Annotated in this window: 19 protein-coding genes; 11 read left to right on the plus strand and 8 right to left on the minus strand. The window is 61.0% G+C overall.

Annotated features, from left to right (window positions below):
• Window positions 1-202: 202 nt before the first annotated feature.
• Together CUN63_RS16195 and CUN63_RS16200 are read left to right on the plus strand one after the other, a co-directional pair.
• Window positions 203-1,087: a sugar nucleotide-binding protein gene (locus CUN63_RS16195; protein ID WP_046053235.1), complete on the plus strand. Its 885-nt coding sequence runs from the start codon at window positions 203-205 to the stop codon at window positions 1,085-1,087.
• Window positions 1,080-2,009 (plus strand): NAD-dependent epimerase/dehydratase family protein, encoded by a 930-nt coding sequence (locus CUN63_RS16200; RefSeq protein ID WP_129440795.1) that lies wholly within the window; start codon window positions 1,080-1,082, stop codon window positions 2,007-2,009. Before CUN63_RS16195 ends, CUN63_RS16200 begins: the two co-directional genes overlap by 8 nt.
• Before the next feature lie 264 nt (window positions 2,010-2,273).
• On the opposite strand, the gene CUN63_RS16205 is transcribed toward CUN63_RS16200, so the two are convergent.
• From CUN63_RS16205 to CUN63_RS16230, 5 genes are all read right to left on the minus strand, one after another.
• Entirely contained in the window at window positions 2,274-2,972 is a 699-nt protein-coding gene (locus CUN63_RS16205) for an OmpW family protein (protein WP_129440797.1), read from the minus strand.
• Between the two features lie 210 nt (window positions 2,973-3,182).
• Window positions 3,183-3,701, minus strand: coding sequence for a DUF3299 domain-containing protein (locus CUN63_RS16210; RefSeq protein WP_129440799.1), 519 nt, complete (start codon window positions 3,699-3,701; stop codon window positions 3,183-3,185).
• Window positions 3,702-3,712: 11 nt separating this feature from the next.
• Window positions 3,713-4,978, minus strand: a complete 1,266-nt coding sequence (locus CUN63_RS16215) for an ABC transporter permease (RefSeq protein ID WP_129440801.1) — start codon at window positions 4,976-4,978, stop codon at window positions 3,713-3,715.
• Between the two features lies 1 nt (window position 4,979).
• Window positions 4,980-5,690: an ABC transporter ATP-binding protein gene (locus CUN63_RS16220; RefSeq protein ID WP_129440803.1), complete on the minus strand. Its 711-nt coding sequence runs from the start codon at window positions 5,688-5,690 to the stop codon at window positions 4,980-4,982.
• A 136-nt stretch (window positions 5,691-5,826) separates the two neighbouring features.
• Complete coding sequence (locus CUN63_RS16230; RefSeq protein WP_129440805.1) at window positions 5,827-6,405, minus strand: DUF2796 domain-containing protein; 579 nt, start codon at window positions 6,403-6,405, stop codon at window positions 5,827-5,829.
• A gap of 135 nt (window positions 6,406-6,540) precedes the next feature.
• Between CUN63_RS16230 and CUN63_RS16235 the strand changes: the two genes are divergently transcribed.
• Window positions 6,541-6,882, plus strand: coding sequence for a hypothetical protein (locus CUN63_RS16235; protein ID WP_129440807.1), 342 nt, complete (start codon window positions 6,541-6,543; stop codon window positions 6,880-6,882).
• Window positions 6,883-6,984: 102 nt separating this feature from the next.
• Here CUN63_RS16235 and trxA read toward each other — a convergent pair whose 3' ends face one another.
• The 3 genes from trxA to CUN63_RS16250 form a co-directional block, all read right to left on the minus strand.
• Window positions 6,985-7,857, minus strand: a complete 873-nt coding sequence (gene trxA / locus CUN63_RS16240; RefSeq protein WP_129440809.1) for a thioredoxin — start codon at window positions 7,855-7,857, stop codon at window positions 6,985-6,987.
• Between the two features lie 168 nt (window positions 7,858-8,025).
• Window positions 8,026-8,682, minus strand: coding sequence for a methyltransferase (locus CUN63_RS16245; RefSeq protein ID WP_129440811.1), 657 nt, complete (start codon window positions 8,680-8,682; stop codon window positions 8,026-8,028).
• Window positions 8,679-9,143, minus strand: coding sequence for a YbaY family lipoprotein (locus CUN63_RS16250; RefSeq protein ID WP_129440813.1), 465 nt, complete (start codon window positions 9,141-9,143; stop codon window positions 8,679-8,681). Before CUN63_RS16250 ends, CUN63_RS16245 begins: the two co-directional genes overlap by 4 nt.
• A 128-nt stretch (window positions 9,144-9,271) precedes the next feature.
• On the opposite strand from CUN63_RS16250, the gene nrdR reads away from it, so the two are divergent.
• The 8 genes from nrdR to CUN63_RS16290 all read left to right on the plus strand — a co-directional run bounded on the left by nrdR (window position 9,272) and on the right by CUN63_RS16290 (window position 15,419).
• A complete protein-coding gene (gene nrdR, locus CUN63_RS16255; protein ID WP_003228656.1) occupies window positions 9,272-9,736 on the plus strand; it encodes a transcriptional regulator NrdR in 465 nt (154 codons plus the stop codon).
• A complete protein-coding gene (gene ribD / locus CUN63_RS16260; protein ID WP_129440815.1) occupies window positions 9,733-10,866 on the plus strand; it encodes a bifunctional diaminohydroxyphosphoribosylaminopyrimidine deaminase/5-amino-6-(5-phosphoribosylamino)uracil reductase RibD in 1,134 nt (377 codons plus the stop codon). The genes nrdR and ribD overlap by 4 nt, the downstream gene beginning before the upstream one ends.
• Before the next feature lie 46 nt (window positions 10,867-10,912).
• Window positions 10,913-11,590, plus strand: coding sequence for a riboflavin synthase (locus CUN63_RS16265; RefSeq protein WP_129440817.1), 678 nt, complete (start codon window positions 10,913-10,915; stop codon window positions 11,588-11,590).
• A 31-nt stretch (window positions 11,591-11,621) separates the two neighbouring features.
• Window positions 11,622-12,713, plus strand: coding sequence for a bifunctional 3,4-dihydroxy-2-butanone-4-phosphate synthase/GTP cyclohydrolase II (gene ribBA / locus CUN63_RS16270; RefSeq protein WP_033059428.1), 1,092 nt, complete (start codon window positions 11,622-11,624; stop codon window positions 12,711-12,713).
• A gap of 91 nt (window positions 12,714-12,804) precedes the next feature.
• Window positions 12,805-13,281, plus strand: a complete 477-nt coding sequence (gene ribE, locus CUN63_RS16275; RefSeq protein WP_003185938.1) for a 6,7-dimethyl-8-ribityllumazine synthase — start codon at window positions 12,805-12,807, stop codon at window positions 13,279-13,281.
• A complete protein-coding gene (gene nusB / locus CUN63_RS16280) occupies window positions 13,278-13,778 on the plus strand; it encodes a transcription antitermination factor NusB (RefSeq protein ID WP_008153530.1) in 501 nt (166 codons plus the stop codon). Before ribE ends, nusB begins: the two co-directional genes overlap by 4 nt.
• 175 nt (window positions 13,779-13,953) lie before the next feature.
• Window positions 13,954-14,919: a thiamine-phosphate kinase gene (gene thiL / locus CUN63_RS16285; RefSeq protein WP_129440819.1), complete on the plus strand. Its 966-nt coding sequence runs from the start codon at window positions 13,954-13,956 to the stop codon at window positions 14,917-14,919.
• Window positions 14,916-15,419: a phosphatidylglycerophosphatase A gene (locus tag CUN63_RS16290; RefSeq protein ID WP_003228639.1), complete on the plus strand. Its 504-nt coding sequence runs from the start codon at window positions 14,916-14,918 to the stop codon at window positions 15,417-15,419. The genes thiL and CUN63_RS16290 overlap by 4 nt, the downstream gene beginning before the upstream one ends.
• Window positions 15,420-15,431 lie beyond the last annotated feature (12 nt).

Consider the following 15,431-nt stretch of genomic DNA (forward strand, 5'->3'; position numbering starts at 1 on the left):
TACGCCGCAGATCCCTTGTGGGAGCGGGCTTGCTCGCGAAGGGGCCGGAACAGGCAGCACAGATCCAAGGTATCTACACTTTACGGATGACGGTTGCGCACTAAACCCGCAAAATGCAACGATTCCGGCAACTATCGACGGCATCGCCCGCGAGCGGTGTCGATAAAGCCATTGTTTCAATCAGACTGGGCCTGCTGACTCTATGCGAATGCGCCTTATGTTACTGGGCGGCGGAAATGCCCTTGGGCAGGCGCTGATTCGCCTCGGTGCGGAGGAAGACATCGGCTTCCTCGCCCCCCGCCCACCGCAAGACGGCTGGGACGCCGCGACCCTGACGCAACTGCTCGACGACACCCGTCCAGACGCGTTGATCAACCTCGCCTATTACTTCGACTGGTTTCAGGCGGAGACGGTCAGCGAACAACGTCTGGCCGGGCAGGAGCGGGCGATCGAGCGTCTGGCCGAACTGTGCCAGCATCACAACATCGTGCTGCTGCAACCGTCGAGCTATCGCGTGTTCGATGGCTCCCGGGCGACGGCCTACAGCGAAAAAGACGAACCGGTGCCCTTGGGCCTGCGCGGTCAGGCCTTGTGGCGAATTGAACAAAGCGTCCGCGCCACCTGCCCGCAACACGTGTTGCTACGATTCGGCTGGCTGCTGGATGACAGCCCCGACGGCACCCTCGGTCGTTTCCTCGGTCGCGCCGAACTACCTGAAGAGTTGCTGATGGCTGATGACCGCCGGGGCAATCCGACGCCGGTGGATGACGCTGCGCGGGTGATCATCTCGGTCCTCAAGCAACTCGATTGCTCGGCGCCGCTGTGGGGCACCTACCATTACGCCGGGCATGAGGCGACCACGCCGCTGGCGCTTGGGCAGGCGATCCTCACCGAAGCACGCGCCCTGCACCCGCTGGCCATCGAAGCGCCGACCGCCCAGGCTCACGCCGCCCGGCCCGACGCCGCCGAAGAACCGCAACACGCGGTGCTGGCCTGCAAGAAAATTCTGCACACTTTCGGGATCAAGCCCCGCGCCTGGCGTGCGGCACTCCCGGGCTTACTGGATAGGTTTTATCGCCATGGCTGACGGCCCTGTTTTAATCACCGGCGGCGCCGGTTTCATTGGCTCGCACCTCACCGATGCCTTACTCGCCAAGGGCCATTCGGTGCGCATTCTCGATGACCTCTCCACCGGCAAACGCAGCAACTTGCCGCTTGACAATCCTGGCGTCGAACTGATCGTGGGTGATGTCGCCGATGCCGCGCTGGTCGCGCAGGCGATGGTCGGTTGCAGCGCTGTGGCGCACCTGGCCGCAGTGGCGTCGGTGCAGGCGTCGGTGGATGATCCGGTGAAGACTCACCAGAGCAATTTCATTGGCTCGCTGAATGTCTGCGAAGCCATGCGCCAGACCGGCGTCAAGCGGGTGCTGTACGCGTCCAGCGCAGCGGTCTACGGCAACAATGGCGAAGGCGAGTCGATCGACGAAGACACGCCCAAGGCACCGTTGACGCCCTATGCTTCGGACAAATTGGCGAGCGAACATTACTTCGATTTTTACCGTCGCCAGCATGGTCTGGAGCCGGTGATTTTCCGCTTCTTCAACATCTTCGGCCCACGCCAGGATCCGTCCTCGCCGTATTCCGGGGTGATCAGCATTTTCAGCGAGCGCGCGCAGAAGGGCCTGCCGATCACTGTGTTCGGTGACGGTGAGCAGACTCGCGACTTCGTCTACGTCGAAGACCTGGTCGACTTGTTGGTGCAAGCGATCGAGAAACCGCAGGTCGAAGTCGGCGCGGTTAACGTCGGCTGGAACCAGGCCACGACCCTCAAGCAAATGCTTGAAGCCCTTGAAGCGGTGGTCGGTCAATTGCCGCCGGTGAGCTATGGCCCGGCGCGCGCCGGTGACATCCGCCACTCGCGAGCGAACAATCAGCGTCTGCTGGAGCGCTTTACCTACCCGGAGCAGACACCGATGCGTGTCGGCCTGGCGCGGTTGTTGGGACGCTGAATTTTTCGCGGCCCATGAAAAAGGCGCCTTTCGAGGTAATGCCGGTCAGTTAAGGAACGACACAATCCGTAGCAGCTGGCGAAGCCTGCGTTCGGCTGCGCAGCAGTCGTAAAACCTGAGTTTGCGGTCTTCCTGAAACACCGCATCGTCTGATTTCACGACTGCTTTGCAGCCGAACGCAGGCTTCGCCAGCTGCTACGGATCGCGTTTTGGCTTAACTGACCGGCATTAGCCTTTCGAGGCGCCTTTTTTTGTGCGGAAATTTTAGAACTTGTAACCCAGGCCAACCATGTAGATGAACGGGTCTACGTCCACATCGACCTTGGCGCGAGTGCCCTGCGCCACTGCGTTATTTTGCACTGTCGCGGTGGTGTCGATGTCGATGTAGCGCACTTGGGCGTTGATCATGATGTTGTCGGTCAGCATGTAGTCGGCGCCGACCTGGAACGCCATGCCCCAGGAGTTATCCGCCTTGAAGTTGCTGAAGCCGTTGGCGCTGGCTTCGCTGCCAACGTGCTCGTCGTAGATCCAGGTGTAGTTGATACCGGCGCCGACATACGGCTGGAACGCGGACTTCGCGTCCAGTGGGTAGTACACAACGCTCAGTGTCGGTGGCAGGTGTTTCAGCGTACCGAGTTTGCCGTTGGCTGCGCCCAGGGCGGTGCCTTTGATCTTCACGTCATGCTCGAACGGCGAGGCCGCCAGCAGCTCGATCCCCCAGTGGCTGTTGAGCATGTAAGCGAAGTTCAGACCCAGTTGCGTGTCGCTGCTCATGGTGGCCTTGCCACCCAGATCGGCACCCTTCAGCGGACCTTGATCAACCTTGACGCTGGAGCTGTCGGCTTTCGGGTTGACGGTGATTGCACCGGCACGAACGATGATATCGCCGGCTTCGTGGGCGTAGGCTAGCGGTGCTGCGAGCGCGAGGGCAAACAGCGAAGCGCTGAGCAATGACTTGTGCATGGAGAGCTCCAAAGGACGTTAAAAATTTCGATGTCCAATGGTACGGAGGTGTCTGATACGGTCTTTTGACTCAGCTCAATGAAACAGCGATGGCCCCAAAAGATCGCAGCCTTCGGCAGCTCCTACATTGACCGCGTGCAAACCCGATCCTGTAGGAGCTGCCGAAGGCTGCGATCTTGGCGATATCAACGGTAAGAAAAATGACCGGGTTCACTCTGGCAATTCATACACATAAATCTTGTCCGCCTCCATCTGATACCCGGCATCCGCCAACTCGCTGGTCGACGCTTTAACCTGCAATGCCCCTTCGATCCAGTACGGCTGATACAACTCGTCGAGCTTCACGCCCACCTCGCTTTTGACGTGCACGATCTGGTTCGACGGCGGTGGCGGCACGTGGATGCAGGCGCCGAAATATGGCACCAGCAGAAACTCGGTGGTGCGACCTTCTTCACTCACTTCCAGCGGCACGATGTAACCCGGTAAACGAATGTTCTGACCGTCGAGGCTTTTCACCACCGGTGCATTAGGCATGTCTTGCTTGGCCGCTGGCGCCGATTCGGCGGCCAACGCGCTGCCCATCTGTGACAGGTCGTGCAGCGGCGTCATGTTCGGCACTTCCGGTGCGGCGTCCGGCGGGATCATTTCTGACCAGGTCAGGTCTTTCGGCTCGGCCGCCCACAGGGGCAAGGCGACCAGCATCAACAGCGCAAGCACAGCGCGGGGCATGTTTAACGTCCTCATAAACGGATCGACAGGCCATCGGCCAGGGATTGGCGATACGCGCGCCAGGCCGGCACGCTGCCCATCAGCAACGCGGCGATCAGGATGCCACCGAGCAGCGTCCATTCATATTCGCTCGGCCAGGCCAGTGGCAGGTACAAGCCGTAATTCGCTTGCACATAACCCTGAGCCGCCGCTATGCCCACATACAGCAGCGCCACACCGGCAATCACGCCCGACAGTGCCAGGGCAAACGCCTCCAGCACCAACAACGTCGCGATGTGCCACGGTCGGGCACCCACCGAACGCAGAATCGCCATCTCCCGGCGTCGTTCGTTGAGGCTGGTGAGGATCGCCGTGAGCATGCCGATCAACCCGGTCAGCACCACGAACAGTGAGACCACGAACAAGGCTTTTTCCGCCGTGCTCATCAAACTCCACAGTTCTTGTAGCGCCACGCCCGGCAGGATCGCCAGCATCGGTTCATCCCGAAATTCATTGATCTCACGCTGTAGTGCGAAGGTCGAAATCTTGCTGTTGAGGCCGAGCATGAACGCGGTGATCGCTTGCGGCGTCAGGTCCATGTTACGTGCCTGATCGGCACTGATCCGACCGTTGCCGCGCGCCGGCACGCCGTTGTGCCAGTCGATGTGAATCGCTTCCATGCCACCGAGGCTGATGTGCAACGTGCGGTCCACCGGGGTGCCGGTGCGTTTGAGAATGCCGACCACGGTGAACGGCTTGTCGTCGTGCTTGACCAGGCTGATCACTGCCACACCGTGGGCCAGCACCAGTTTGTCGCCGAGTTTGTAGTGCAGCGCATCGGCCACTTCGGCACCGAGTACCACTTCAAACGGATCAGTGGCGAAGGCGCGGCCGTCGGCCAGTTCCAGGTGTTGCTGATGACCGTATTGGTAATGCTCGAAGTACGCCTCGGTGGTGCCCATCACCCGGTAACCCCGATGGGAATCGCCCAGGGACATGGGGATCGCCCACTTCACTTTCGGGTTGTTGGCAAAGTGCTCGAAGCTGTCCCAACGGATGTTGTTGGTGGCGTTGCCGATGCGAAACACCGAGTACAGCAACAGGTTTACCGAGCCGGAACGTGCGCCGACGATCAGGTCGGTGCCGCTGATGGTGCTGGCGAAACTGGCCTTGGCTTCGGTGCGCACCCGTTCCACCGCGAGCAGCAGGCAGACCGACAGAGCAATGGCGAACGCGGTGAGGATCGCGGTGAAGCGGCGGTTAGCCAGGCTGGCCATGGCTAGACGAAACAAATACATCTCAGACCTCGGACGGGGTGGCGGCGCGATTGAGATCGGCCAGCGACAGGTGGCGATCGAACAGCGGCGCGAGGCTTTGGTCATGGCTGACGAATAATAGGCTCGATCCGGCTTCGCGGCATTCGGCGAACAGCAAGCGAATGAAGTTCTCGCGGGCGTCGTAATCCAGGGCCGAGGTCGGTTCGTCGGCGATCACCAATTCAGGCTGACCGATCAATGCGCGCGCAGCGGCAACCCGTTGTTGCTGGCCGATGGACAGTGAATCGGCGCGGCGGCTGAGCAGGTTTTGATCCTTCAGACCCAAGTGGGCGAGGAGGGTGGCCGCCGCCTGATCGACACTGCCGTGACGCAGGATCGCCCGTTCAGCGCGCAGCTTGGAGAAGTGGCAGGGCAACTCGACGTTCTCGCGCACCGAGAGAAACGGCAGCAAGTTGAACTGCTGGAAGATGTAGCCGGTGTGATCGACCCGGAAGCGGTCGCGAGCACCGGCCGAGAGTTCGGTCAGCTCCTGGCCCAGCAATCGGATGCTGCCGCGATTGGGCTTCTGCACACCGCCGAGCAAGCCGAGCAGGGTGGTCTTTCCACTGCCGCTGGGGCCTTTGAGGAACAGGGTTTCGCCAGGTTCCAGGCGAAACACCGGGATATCCAGCAGCGGCGGATGACCGGGCCAGCTGAAGCCCAGGTCGGACAGTTCGATGAGTGCTTGGGTCATGTGAAACCGGTCAGGTGAGTGGTGGCCCCCTGTGGGAGCGGGCTTGCTCGCGAAGAGGACGTGTCAGTCGACATTGATGTTGCCTGACACACCGCATTCGCGAGCAAGCCCGCTCCCACATTGGTTTTGCGGTGGGTCAGAATTTCAGGGCGGCAGCCTTGGCCGTCACTTCAACCCCTTGCTGGCCGCTCGGGCTGATCAGTTGTACCTGAATCTTCTGGGTCGCCGGGAAGGTGTTGAAGATGTTCGCCAGGTCCAGGTTTTTCAGCGCGCCCGGTGCCGAGCAACTGAATTGGTAATGAGCGTGGATTTCGCTGTGGTCGTGGTGATGCTCGCCCTTGGCCTCTTCGTCGTGATCATCATCGGCATCCGGCTTGTCGCCGAACAACGGGCTCTCCAGTTCCTGAGTCGCAACCACGCAACCAGCGGCTTTCGGCAGGTTGAACAATACCAGCGGTTTCTCAAGCTGCGCACGAACGGCGGCGACTTTGGCCTTGTCGGCGTCGGTGGTGGCGGCGTGTTCGAAACCCACTAGGTTCATCGCCGGGCTTTCCAGTTCCAGCTCCAGGGTCTGACCGTCCAGTGCTGCGTTCAGGCGACCGACACCATGTTCGTGGGCGCCGAGGCTGCCGTGCTCATGATCATGTTCATCGGCAGCGTGGGCGACAGCGAGCGGCAACAGGGCAAACGGCAGAGCGAGAAGCAGACGGCGCATGGCGGGTCTCCGAAAAGTAAAATGAAGAGTTTGTTATGTAATCTTATAACGTAAGTGGCGAGAGTTTGACCGCCTGCTTGGCGTTGCACAAGTCCCATGGGAGCATGCAAGTCAGAAATGTGCAGGAGCAGACTTATGTTGCGTATACGCGGAAGCATCGGCGACTGGCCGGTGGATTTGAGGCTGGAGATGGATGACGGCGACTGGGCGCGGCTCGGTGCGCAGTTGCAGGTGGTGAAACCGGAGGCCAGTGCAGCGCCGGCAAAACCGATCAATCAGGATGATGCGCTGTGGCAGATCGCCAAGGATTTGCTGCGCAAGGCCGGGCAATTGAGCGGGCCGGATTTGCTGGATCAGTTGGAAGGATTGACCGGCAGTGCGGCGTCGGCCAAGCGGTTGCTGGTGCGTTTGCGCCATTGCTCGGATGTGAAGGTGATGAGCGGCGGAGATACGCCGCTCTACAGATGGATCGAGTAAAACGCAAAGATCGCAGCCTCGCTTCGCTCGACAGCTCCTACAGGGAAACAACATCCCATGTAGGAGCTGTCGAGCGAAGCGAGGCTGCGATCTTTTGATCTTTCAATAAAGAGCAGCAAACAACTTGCGGCGGTACGTGGTCACCAGCGGGTGATCGTTGCCCAGCAGTTCGAACACCTGCAGCAAGGTCTTGTGCGGCAAGCCTTCGCTGTAGCTGCGATTGCGCACGAACAGCTTGAGCAACGCATCCAGCGCCGCATCGTACTGCTGACGGGCCAGTTGCTGGATCGCCAGCTGATAAACCGCTTCATCGTCCTGCGGATTTTTCGCCAGGCGCGCTTTCAGATCCGCCGCATCCGGCAAATCCTTGGCCTGGCCGAGAAACTGGATCTGCGCCTTGGCGCCGGCCAGGGCGGCCTTGTGCTCATCGCTCTTGACCGCGTCGAGTACGGTTTGCGCTTCACCCAGCTCTCCACGTTCGGTGAGGCAGCGGGCGTAGAGAATCAGCGCCTTGGCATTGGTGTTGTCTTCGCCCAGCAGCACTTTCAGTGTGGCTTCGGCGTCGGCGAAGCGGTTGTCATCAAACAGCGCCTGAGCCTGTTCGAACGGGTCGGCAGCCGCCGGTGGCGGCATTTGCACGTGAGGTTCGAGCATCGCGCGCACGGCGGATTCCGGCTGTGCACCGGCAAAACCATCCACCGGCTGACCGTCCTTGAACAGCACCACCGTCGGCAGGCTGCGAATGCCAAAGCGCGAAACGATGTCCGGCTCGACGTCGCAGTTGACCTTGGCCAGCAGCAACTCGCCCTGATAGCTCTCGGCGATGGTTTGCAGCATCGGCATCAACGCCTTGCAGGGCGCACACCATTCGGCCCAGAAATCCACCAGCACCGGTTTGTGGAAAGAGTTCTCGATCACCGACTGCTCGAAATCGGCAGTCGTGGCGTCGAAGATGTACGGCGTTTCCTGACTCATGGGGGATCTCGTAAAAGCGTGAATGGGGCAACTATAAGGCTTGGTGGGGGCTGGCCGGAAGCGGTGTGGTCGTTGGAGATGTGTTGGCTGACAGGGCGCCTTCGCGAGCAAGCCCGCTCCCACAGGGGAATGCAGTCAACTGTGGGAGCGAGCTTGCTCGCGATGCTTTTAGCCGCGCCGCGCGTGGTAGAGGCTCACATGCCGAAACTCTTCGGGCTCGGCCAGATCGGGCAAGGTCATCGCTTCCAGCATCTCGATGCGTCTATACAACGGGTGGCGAAAATCCCTCACGCGCGAATCGGCCACCAGGGCTTCCTGGCCGCGACTCAAGAATTCATCGAGCAACGGCAGATTCGCCCGGTCGTACAGAACGTCGGCCACCAGAATCAGATCAAACCGATCCGCTTCGGCGAAAAAATCCGTCGAGTAGTTGAGGTGTACGTCATTGAGTTCGGCATTCGCCCGGCACGCCGCAATCGCCAGCGGGTCGAGGTCACAGGCCACCACTTCCAGCGCTCCGGCCTTCACCGCCGCAATCCCCGCCACCCCGGAACCGGCGCCGAAATCCAGCACCCGTTTGCCCTCGACCCAGTGTGGGTTCTGGGCGAGATAACGGGCGACCGCCAGCCCACTGGCCCAGCAAAAACTCCAATAAGGCGGCTCATGGAGAATCCGCCGGGTTTCTTCCGGGCTGAACGCGCGGTCCATGTTGTCGCCGTCGATCAGCCAAAGCTTCAGGTCGGTATCGGGTAATTCACAGGCAACCAGCTGCGCATCACCGAGCAGTTCCCCTAACGCCTGTTGCAGGTCAAACGGTGCAGTCATGGCGCTTTGACGAATTGCAGCTGACCCAGCACTTGCGTCGTTGGCTGGCTGATGACTTGCGACGGCAGATGCAAAATCAGCTGGCCGGACTGGCTGACGCGGCCCCGCAGTTCAACGCGGGCACCGACCGGGAAGGATTCCGGGTTGAAACGCAGGTGAAACGGCAGAATCTGATTGGTACCGATCAGGCTGGAACTGGCCAGCAATTGTTGCGGGCGGCCCTTTTCGTCGATCACCAGCAGCGCCAGTTCGACTTCGGCGCCGGCCGGCACGCCTTGCAGGGTGCCGCTCAATTCACGCTGATACGCGGGCAGCGGGCCGAGGTTGGCCGATTCCTTGGCTTTCTTCTGAGCCTGTTGTGGCGCGGGGCCTGGCGTCGGCGGCTGGGGCTTGGGCGCATCGCTGCTGCAGGCCACCAGCAGGCTGAAAAGACTGAGCAAAACGAGCGGTCTTAGGGACATTTTCGGCTCCAGCAAGGTGAAATCCATGGATCTAGCTCTATAGCCCGTCTGTATACCGCAAACCCTATGGCTTGTCTTGCCACGGGGATGCGCTACCATGGCCCTCCCTTTTTTTGTTGCCTGCCACCATGCACTGTCCCTTCTGCGGTGCCAACGACACCAAGGTCATCGACTCGCGTCTGGTCGCCGAGGGCGAACAGGTGCGCCGCCGGCGTGAATGCCTGGCCTGCGGCGAGCGTTTCACGACGTTCGAGACGGCCGAGCTGGTGTTGCCGCGCCTGATCAAAACCGACGGCAGTCGCCAGCCGTTCGACGAAGAAAAACTCCGCGCCGGCATGCAGCGTGCGCTGGAGAAGCGCCCGGTGAGTGTCGAGCGCCTGGAATCGTCGTTGGTGCACATCAAACACAAACTGCGCGCCACCGGTGAGCGAGAGGTCAAATCCCTTGTCGTCGGTGAACTGGTGATGGCCGAGCTGCAAAAGCTCGACGAAGTCGCCTACATTCGTTTCGCCTCCGTGTATCGGCGCTTCCAGGACCTCAACGAGTTCCGCGAAGAGATCGATCGCCTGGCCAGAGAGCCGGTGAAAGAATGACCACCTCTGTAGAACTTGCCATCCTCGACGCCCATTACATGGCCCGTGCCCTGGAACTGGCGCGCAAAGGTCATTACACGACACACCCCAACCCTCGGGTTGGCTGCGTGATCGTGCGTGACGGGCAGATTGTCGGCGAAGGCTGGCATGTGCGCACCGGCGAACCCCACGCGGAAGTCCACGCCCTGCGCGCCGCCGGCGATAAGGCCCGAGGCGCAACCGCTTACGTGACCCTCGAACCTTGCAGCCACCACGGACGTACGCCGCCTTGTGCGGATGCGCTGGTACATGCCGGTGTGGCTCGGGTCGTCGCGGCGATGCAAGACCCGAACCCGTCGGTTGCCGGTCGTGGCATGCAGCGCCTCGCCCAGGCCGGTATCGCTACCGAAAGCGGCGTGCTGGAAGGCGAAGCGCGAAAGCTCAATGAAGGTTTCCTCAAGCGCATGGAGCACGGCTTGCCATTCGTGCGGGTCAAGTTGGCCATGAGCCTCGACGGTCGCACGGCGATGGAAAGCGGCGAAAGCCAATGGATCACAGGTACAGCGGCGCGTTCGGCGGTGCAACGCCTGCGCGCTCAGGCTAGCGTGGTGCTGACCGGTGCCGACACGGTGCTGGCAGACAACGCCCGTCTCACTGTGCGTGCGGATGAACTAGGCCTGGATCCTGAGCAAACGGCCCTGGCCATGAGCCGTCCGCCGCTACGTGTGTTGATCGACGGTCGCCTGCGAGTGCCGCTGGACGCGCCGTTCTTCAAGGCTGGCCCGGCGCTGGTCGCCACGTGCATGGCGATCGAGGAGCAATACGCCAACGGTCCGGAATGCCTGATCGTGGCGGGCGAGGATGGCTTGGTCGACCTGCGCAAACTGCTGGTCGAACTCGCCGCCCGTGGGGTCAACGAAGTGTTGGTCGAAGCGGGGCCGCGTCTGGCCGGGGCTTTCGCTCAGCAAGGGCTGGTGGACGAGTTTCAGATTTTCATCGCTGGCAAGTTTTTAGGTTCGTCTGCGCGCCCGCTGCTGGATTGGCCGCTCGCGCAAATGAAGGATGCGCCTGAACTCAAAATCACCGAAATTCGCGCGGTTGGCGATGACTGGCGAGTCATCGCCATTCCTTCGCCAGCGGCGAGCGTATAATTCCGGGCCTGCGCCACGCGACGGCCCTGTTCTCGAGGAGGACTCCATGTTTACCGGCATCATCGAATCCATCGGCAGTATTCGTGCATTGACCCCAAAAGGCGGAGATGTGCGGGTACACGTAGAAACCGGCAAGCTCGATCTGAGCGACGTCAAACTGGGCGACAGCATCGCGGTCAACGGCGTGTGCCTGACAGCGGTTGAATTGCCAGGCAACGGCTTTGCGGCGGACGTCAGCCGCGAAACCCTCGACTGCACTGCCATGAATGATCTGAAAAGCGGCAGCCCGGTGAACCTGGAAAAAGCCCTGACCCCGACCACTCGCCTCGGCGGGCATCTGGTCAGCGGCCATGTCGATGGCGTGGGCGAAGTGGTTGCCCGTACCGAGAATGCTCGCGCTGTGGAGTTTCGCATCCGCGCTCCAAAAGAGCTGGCCAAGTACATCGCCCATAAAGGCTCGATCACCGTCGACGGCACCAGCCTGACCGTGAACGCGGTCGATGGCGCCGAGTTCTTGCTGACGATCATTCCGCACACCCTGAGCGAAACCATCATGGCGTCTTACCAGCCAGGTCGCCGGGTGAATCTTGAAGTTGACTTGCTGGCACGTTATCTGGAGCGCCTGCTTATGGGCGACAAGGCCGCAGAGCCAAGCGACTCTTCGCAAAGGCCAGGTAACATCACCGAAAGCTTTCTGGCCCAAAACGGCTACCTCAAATCCTGAAGCTCAAATTTCGAAAGAAGGGGGGTGCCTTGTGGCGCTCAATAGCATCGAAGAACTGGTTGAAGATATCCGCCAAGGCAAGATGGTCATCCTCATGGATGACGAAGACCGCGAGAACGAAGGCGACCTGATCATGGCCGCCGAGTGCTGCCAGCCTGAACACATCAACTTCATGGCCAAGCACGCCCGTGGCCTGATCTGCATGCCGATGAGCCGCGAGCGCTGCGAACTGCTGAAGCTGCCCTTGATGGCGCCGCGCAACGGTTCCGGCTTCGGCACCAAGTTCACCGTGTCCATCGAAGCGGCCACTGGCGTGACCACCGGCATTTCTGCCGCCGACCGTGCGCGTACCGTGCAGGCCGCTGCCGCAAAAGACGCCAAGGCTGAAGACATCGTTAGCCCCGGCCACATCTTCCCGTTGATGGCCCAGGCTGGCGGCACCCTGGCCCGTGCCGGCCACACCGAAGCGGCGTGCGACCTGGCGCGCATGGCCGGTTTCGAACCGAGCGGCGTGATCTGCGAAGTGATGAACGACGACGGCACCATGTCCCGCCGGGCGGAACTGGAAGCGTTTGCTGCCGAACACAACATCAAGATCGGCACCATCGCCGACCTGATTCACTACCGGATGATCCACGAACGTACCGTTCAGCGGATTGCCGAGCAGCCGCTGGACAGCGAACTGGGCCAATTCAACCTGGTGACCTATCGTGATTCCGTGGAAGGCGACGTGCACATGGCCCTGACTCTGGGCACCGTGTGCGCCGAAGAGCCGACCCTGGTTCGGGTGCACAACATGGACCCGCTACGCGACCTGTTGATGGTCAAGCAGCCTGGCCGCTGGAGCCTGCGCGCCGCGATGGCTGCGGTTGCCGAGGCGGGCAGTGGCGTGGTGCTGTTGCTCGGTCACCCGCTCGATGGCGACGTGTTGCTGGCGCATATCCGTGAAACCGCGGAGCACGTACCGGCGAAAAAACCGACCACCTACAGCATCGTTGGTGCCGGTTCGCAGATCCTTCGGGACCTGGGCGTGCGCAAAATGCGCCTGATGAGTGCGCCAATGAAATTTAATGCGATATCCGGTTTCGATCTGGAAGTTGTAGAATACGTGCCCTCCGAATAATGACCGGTTGTTTCCAGTCCTTGATTCGCGGTTAACACATCACTGAGGGACGCGTAGAAAACGCGTCCCGGCTCTTTAAGAGATCTAACGAATGACCCTGAAGACCATCGAAGGTACCTTCATCGCCCCTAAAGGCCGCTACGCTTTGGTAGTAGGCCGTTTCAACAGCTTCGTCGTTGAAAGCCTGGTCAGCGGTGCAGTTGATGCCCTGGTTCGCCACGGCGTGAGCGAAAGCGACATCACCATCATCCGCGCACCTGGCGCCTTCGAAATCCCGCTGGTTGCGCAGAAAGTCGCTCAGAAGGGCGAATACGCGGCAATCATCGCCCTGGGTGCGGTCATTCGTGGCGGTACTCCGCACTTCGAATACGTGGCTGGCGAATGCACCAAGGGCCTGGCCCAGGTGTCCATGGAGTTCGGCGTTCCAGTCGCATTTGGCGTGCTGACCGTTGATTCCATCGAGCAAGCCATCGAACGTTCCGGCACCAAGGCCGGTAACAAAGGTGCTGAAGCTGCCCTGTCCGCTCTGGAAATGGTCAGCCTGCTGGCGCAGTTGGAGGCCAAGTGATTAGCGACGAAAGCGATCGTTTCAACCCGCGCGATCCAAAGCCTGCGGATGCCGGCAAGCCATCGAAAAGCGTCAAGCGTCGCGAAGCCCGTCAGCTTGCGACTCAGGCGCTGTACCAATGGCACATGGCCAAGCAGTCGCTGAACGAGATCGAAGCGCAGTTCCGGGTCGATAACGATTTCAGCGATGTCGATGCCGCTTACTTTCACGACATCCTGCACGGCGTTCCGGCTCACAAGCCTGAGATCGACGCTGCACTGACGCCGTGCCTGGACATCACCATCGAAGAGCTGGACCCGGTTGAACTGGCCGTTCTGCGCCTGTCTACCTGGGAACTGCTCAAGCGCGTCGACGTGCCGTACCGCGTTGTGATCAACGAAGGTATCGAGCTGGCGAAAGTCTTCGGTTCCACCGACGGCCACAAGTTCGTCAACGGTGTACTCGACAAGCTGGCCCCGCGTCTGCGTGAAGCCGAAGTGAAGGCGTTCAAGCGCTAATCGGCGCTTGCAGTGTCCTGTCTCGCCGATACGTTCGTTTTTTAGCGAGTGGCTGGTGTTGCCAGACAAGGCGCCGCGACGAGTCATAGCGTGCTATGGCGAGGAGCGGCAACGCAGTATGGCGACACCAGACGCCGCTTAAAAATGAACAGTATTGGTGAGAGAGGACACCCCTATGGGTGAGTTTGAGCTGATCCGCAATTTCTTCGCCACCGCGCCTTGTGCGCAGGGCGGCGAAGGCGTTGCCCTTGGGATCGGCGATGACTGCGCCTTGCTGGCTGTTCCCCCCGGGGAGCAGTTGGCCATTTCCACCGACACACTGGTTGCCGGTGTGCATTTCGCAGATCCTTGCGACCCGTTTCTGCTCGGTCAGCGCTCGCTGGCCGTGGCCGTCAGCGATTTGGCTGCCATGGGCGCCACTCCCGTTGCCTTTACCCTTGCCCTGACTTTGCCGACGGTGACCGCCGATTGGCTGGACGCCTACGCCCGTGGTTTGAACCTCATGGCGCAGAACTGTGGTGTGGCGCTGGTGGGCGGTGATACCACCCGTGGACCATTGAGCCTGACGATGACCGTATTCGGTCGTGTGCCGGCAGGTTTGGCGTTGACCCGAAGCGGTGCGCAGCCAGGCGATTTGCTGTGCGTTGGCGGTGAACTTGGTAACGCGGCGGGGGCATTGCCGCTAGTACTCGGTCAGCGGACGGCTGAAGCCGCCATCGCCGATCCGCTGCTGGCACATTACTGGTCGCCGCAACCGCAACTCGCGTTGGGCCAGGCGCTGCGCGGCAAAGCCACCTCGGCGCTGGACATCTCCGACGGCCTGCTCGCGGACTGCGGGCATATTGCCCTCGCGTCACAGGTCGGCATTCAGGTTCAACGGGACACGCTGCCATTGTCGAAAGCTTTAGTGGCCTTCCTCGGTCAATCGGGTGCCGAAAAAGCGGCCCTGAGCGGCGGTGATGATTACGTGCTGGCCTTTACCTTGCCGTCCGTCGAGTTGCCGCAATTGTTGAGCGACGGCTGGCCGATCCATGTGGTCGGCCGTGTTGTGACGGGGCAGGGCGTGGTGCTGCTGGACGCCGACGGACAAGACATCACCCCGCAAGCCCGGGGCTATCAACATTTTCGGGAGACACCGTGACAGATCATCCCAAACAGGTCCCGGCGGAATTCGTACCGCCCTCGGTCTGGCGCAATCCGTGGCATTTCCTGGCGTTCGGCTTCGGCTCGGGCACCTTGCCAAAAGCACCGGGCACCTGGGGTTCGTTAGTTGCGCTACCCTTTATCCCGTTGTGGCAGATGCTGCCCGATTGGGGTTACTGGCTGATGCTCGGCATCACCATGCTGTTCGGCTTCTGGCTGTGCGGCAAGGTTGCCGACGATTTGCGGGTACACGACCACGAAGGCATCGTCTGGGATGAAATGGTCGGGATGTGGATCACCTTGTGGCTGGTGCCGGAAGGTTGGTACTGGCTGCTGGCGGGGTTTTTGATGTTCCGCTTCTTCGACATCCTCAAGCCGTGGCCGATTCGCTGGATCGACCGGCATGTGCATGGCGGCGTCGGGATCATGCTCGATGACGTATTGGCCGGGGTGTTTGCGTGGTTGGCGATGCAGGGGCTGGTATGGATTTTTGCCTGACGGGCAAAACAG

It is taken from the genome of Pseudomonas sp. ACM7 (assembly GCF_004136015.1).
Lineage (GTDB): Bacteria > Pseudomonadota > Gammaproteobacteria > Pseudomonadales > Pseudomonadaceae > Aquipseudomonas > Aquipseudomonas frigoris.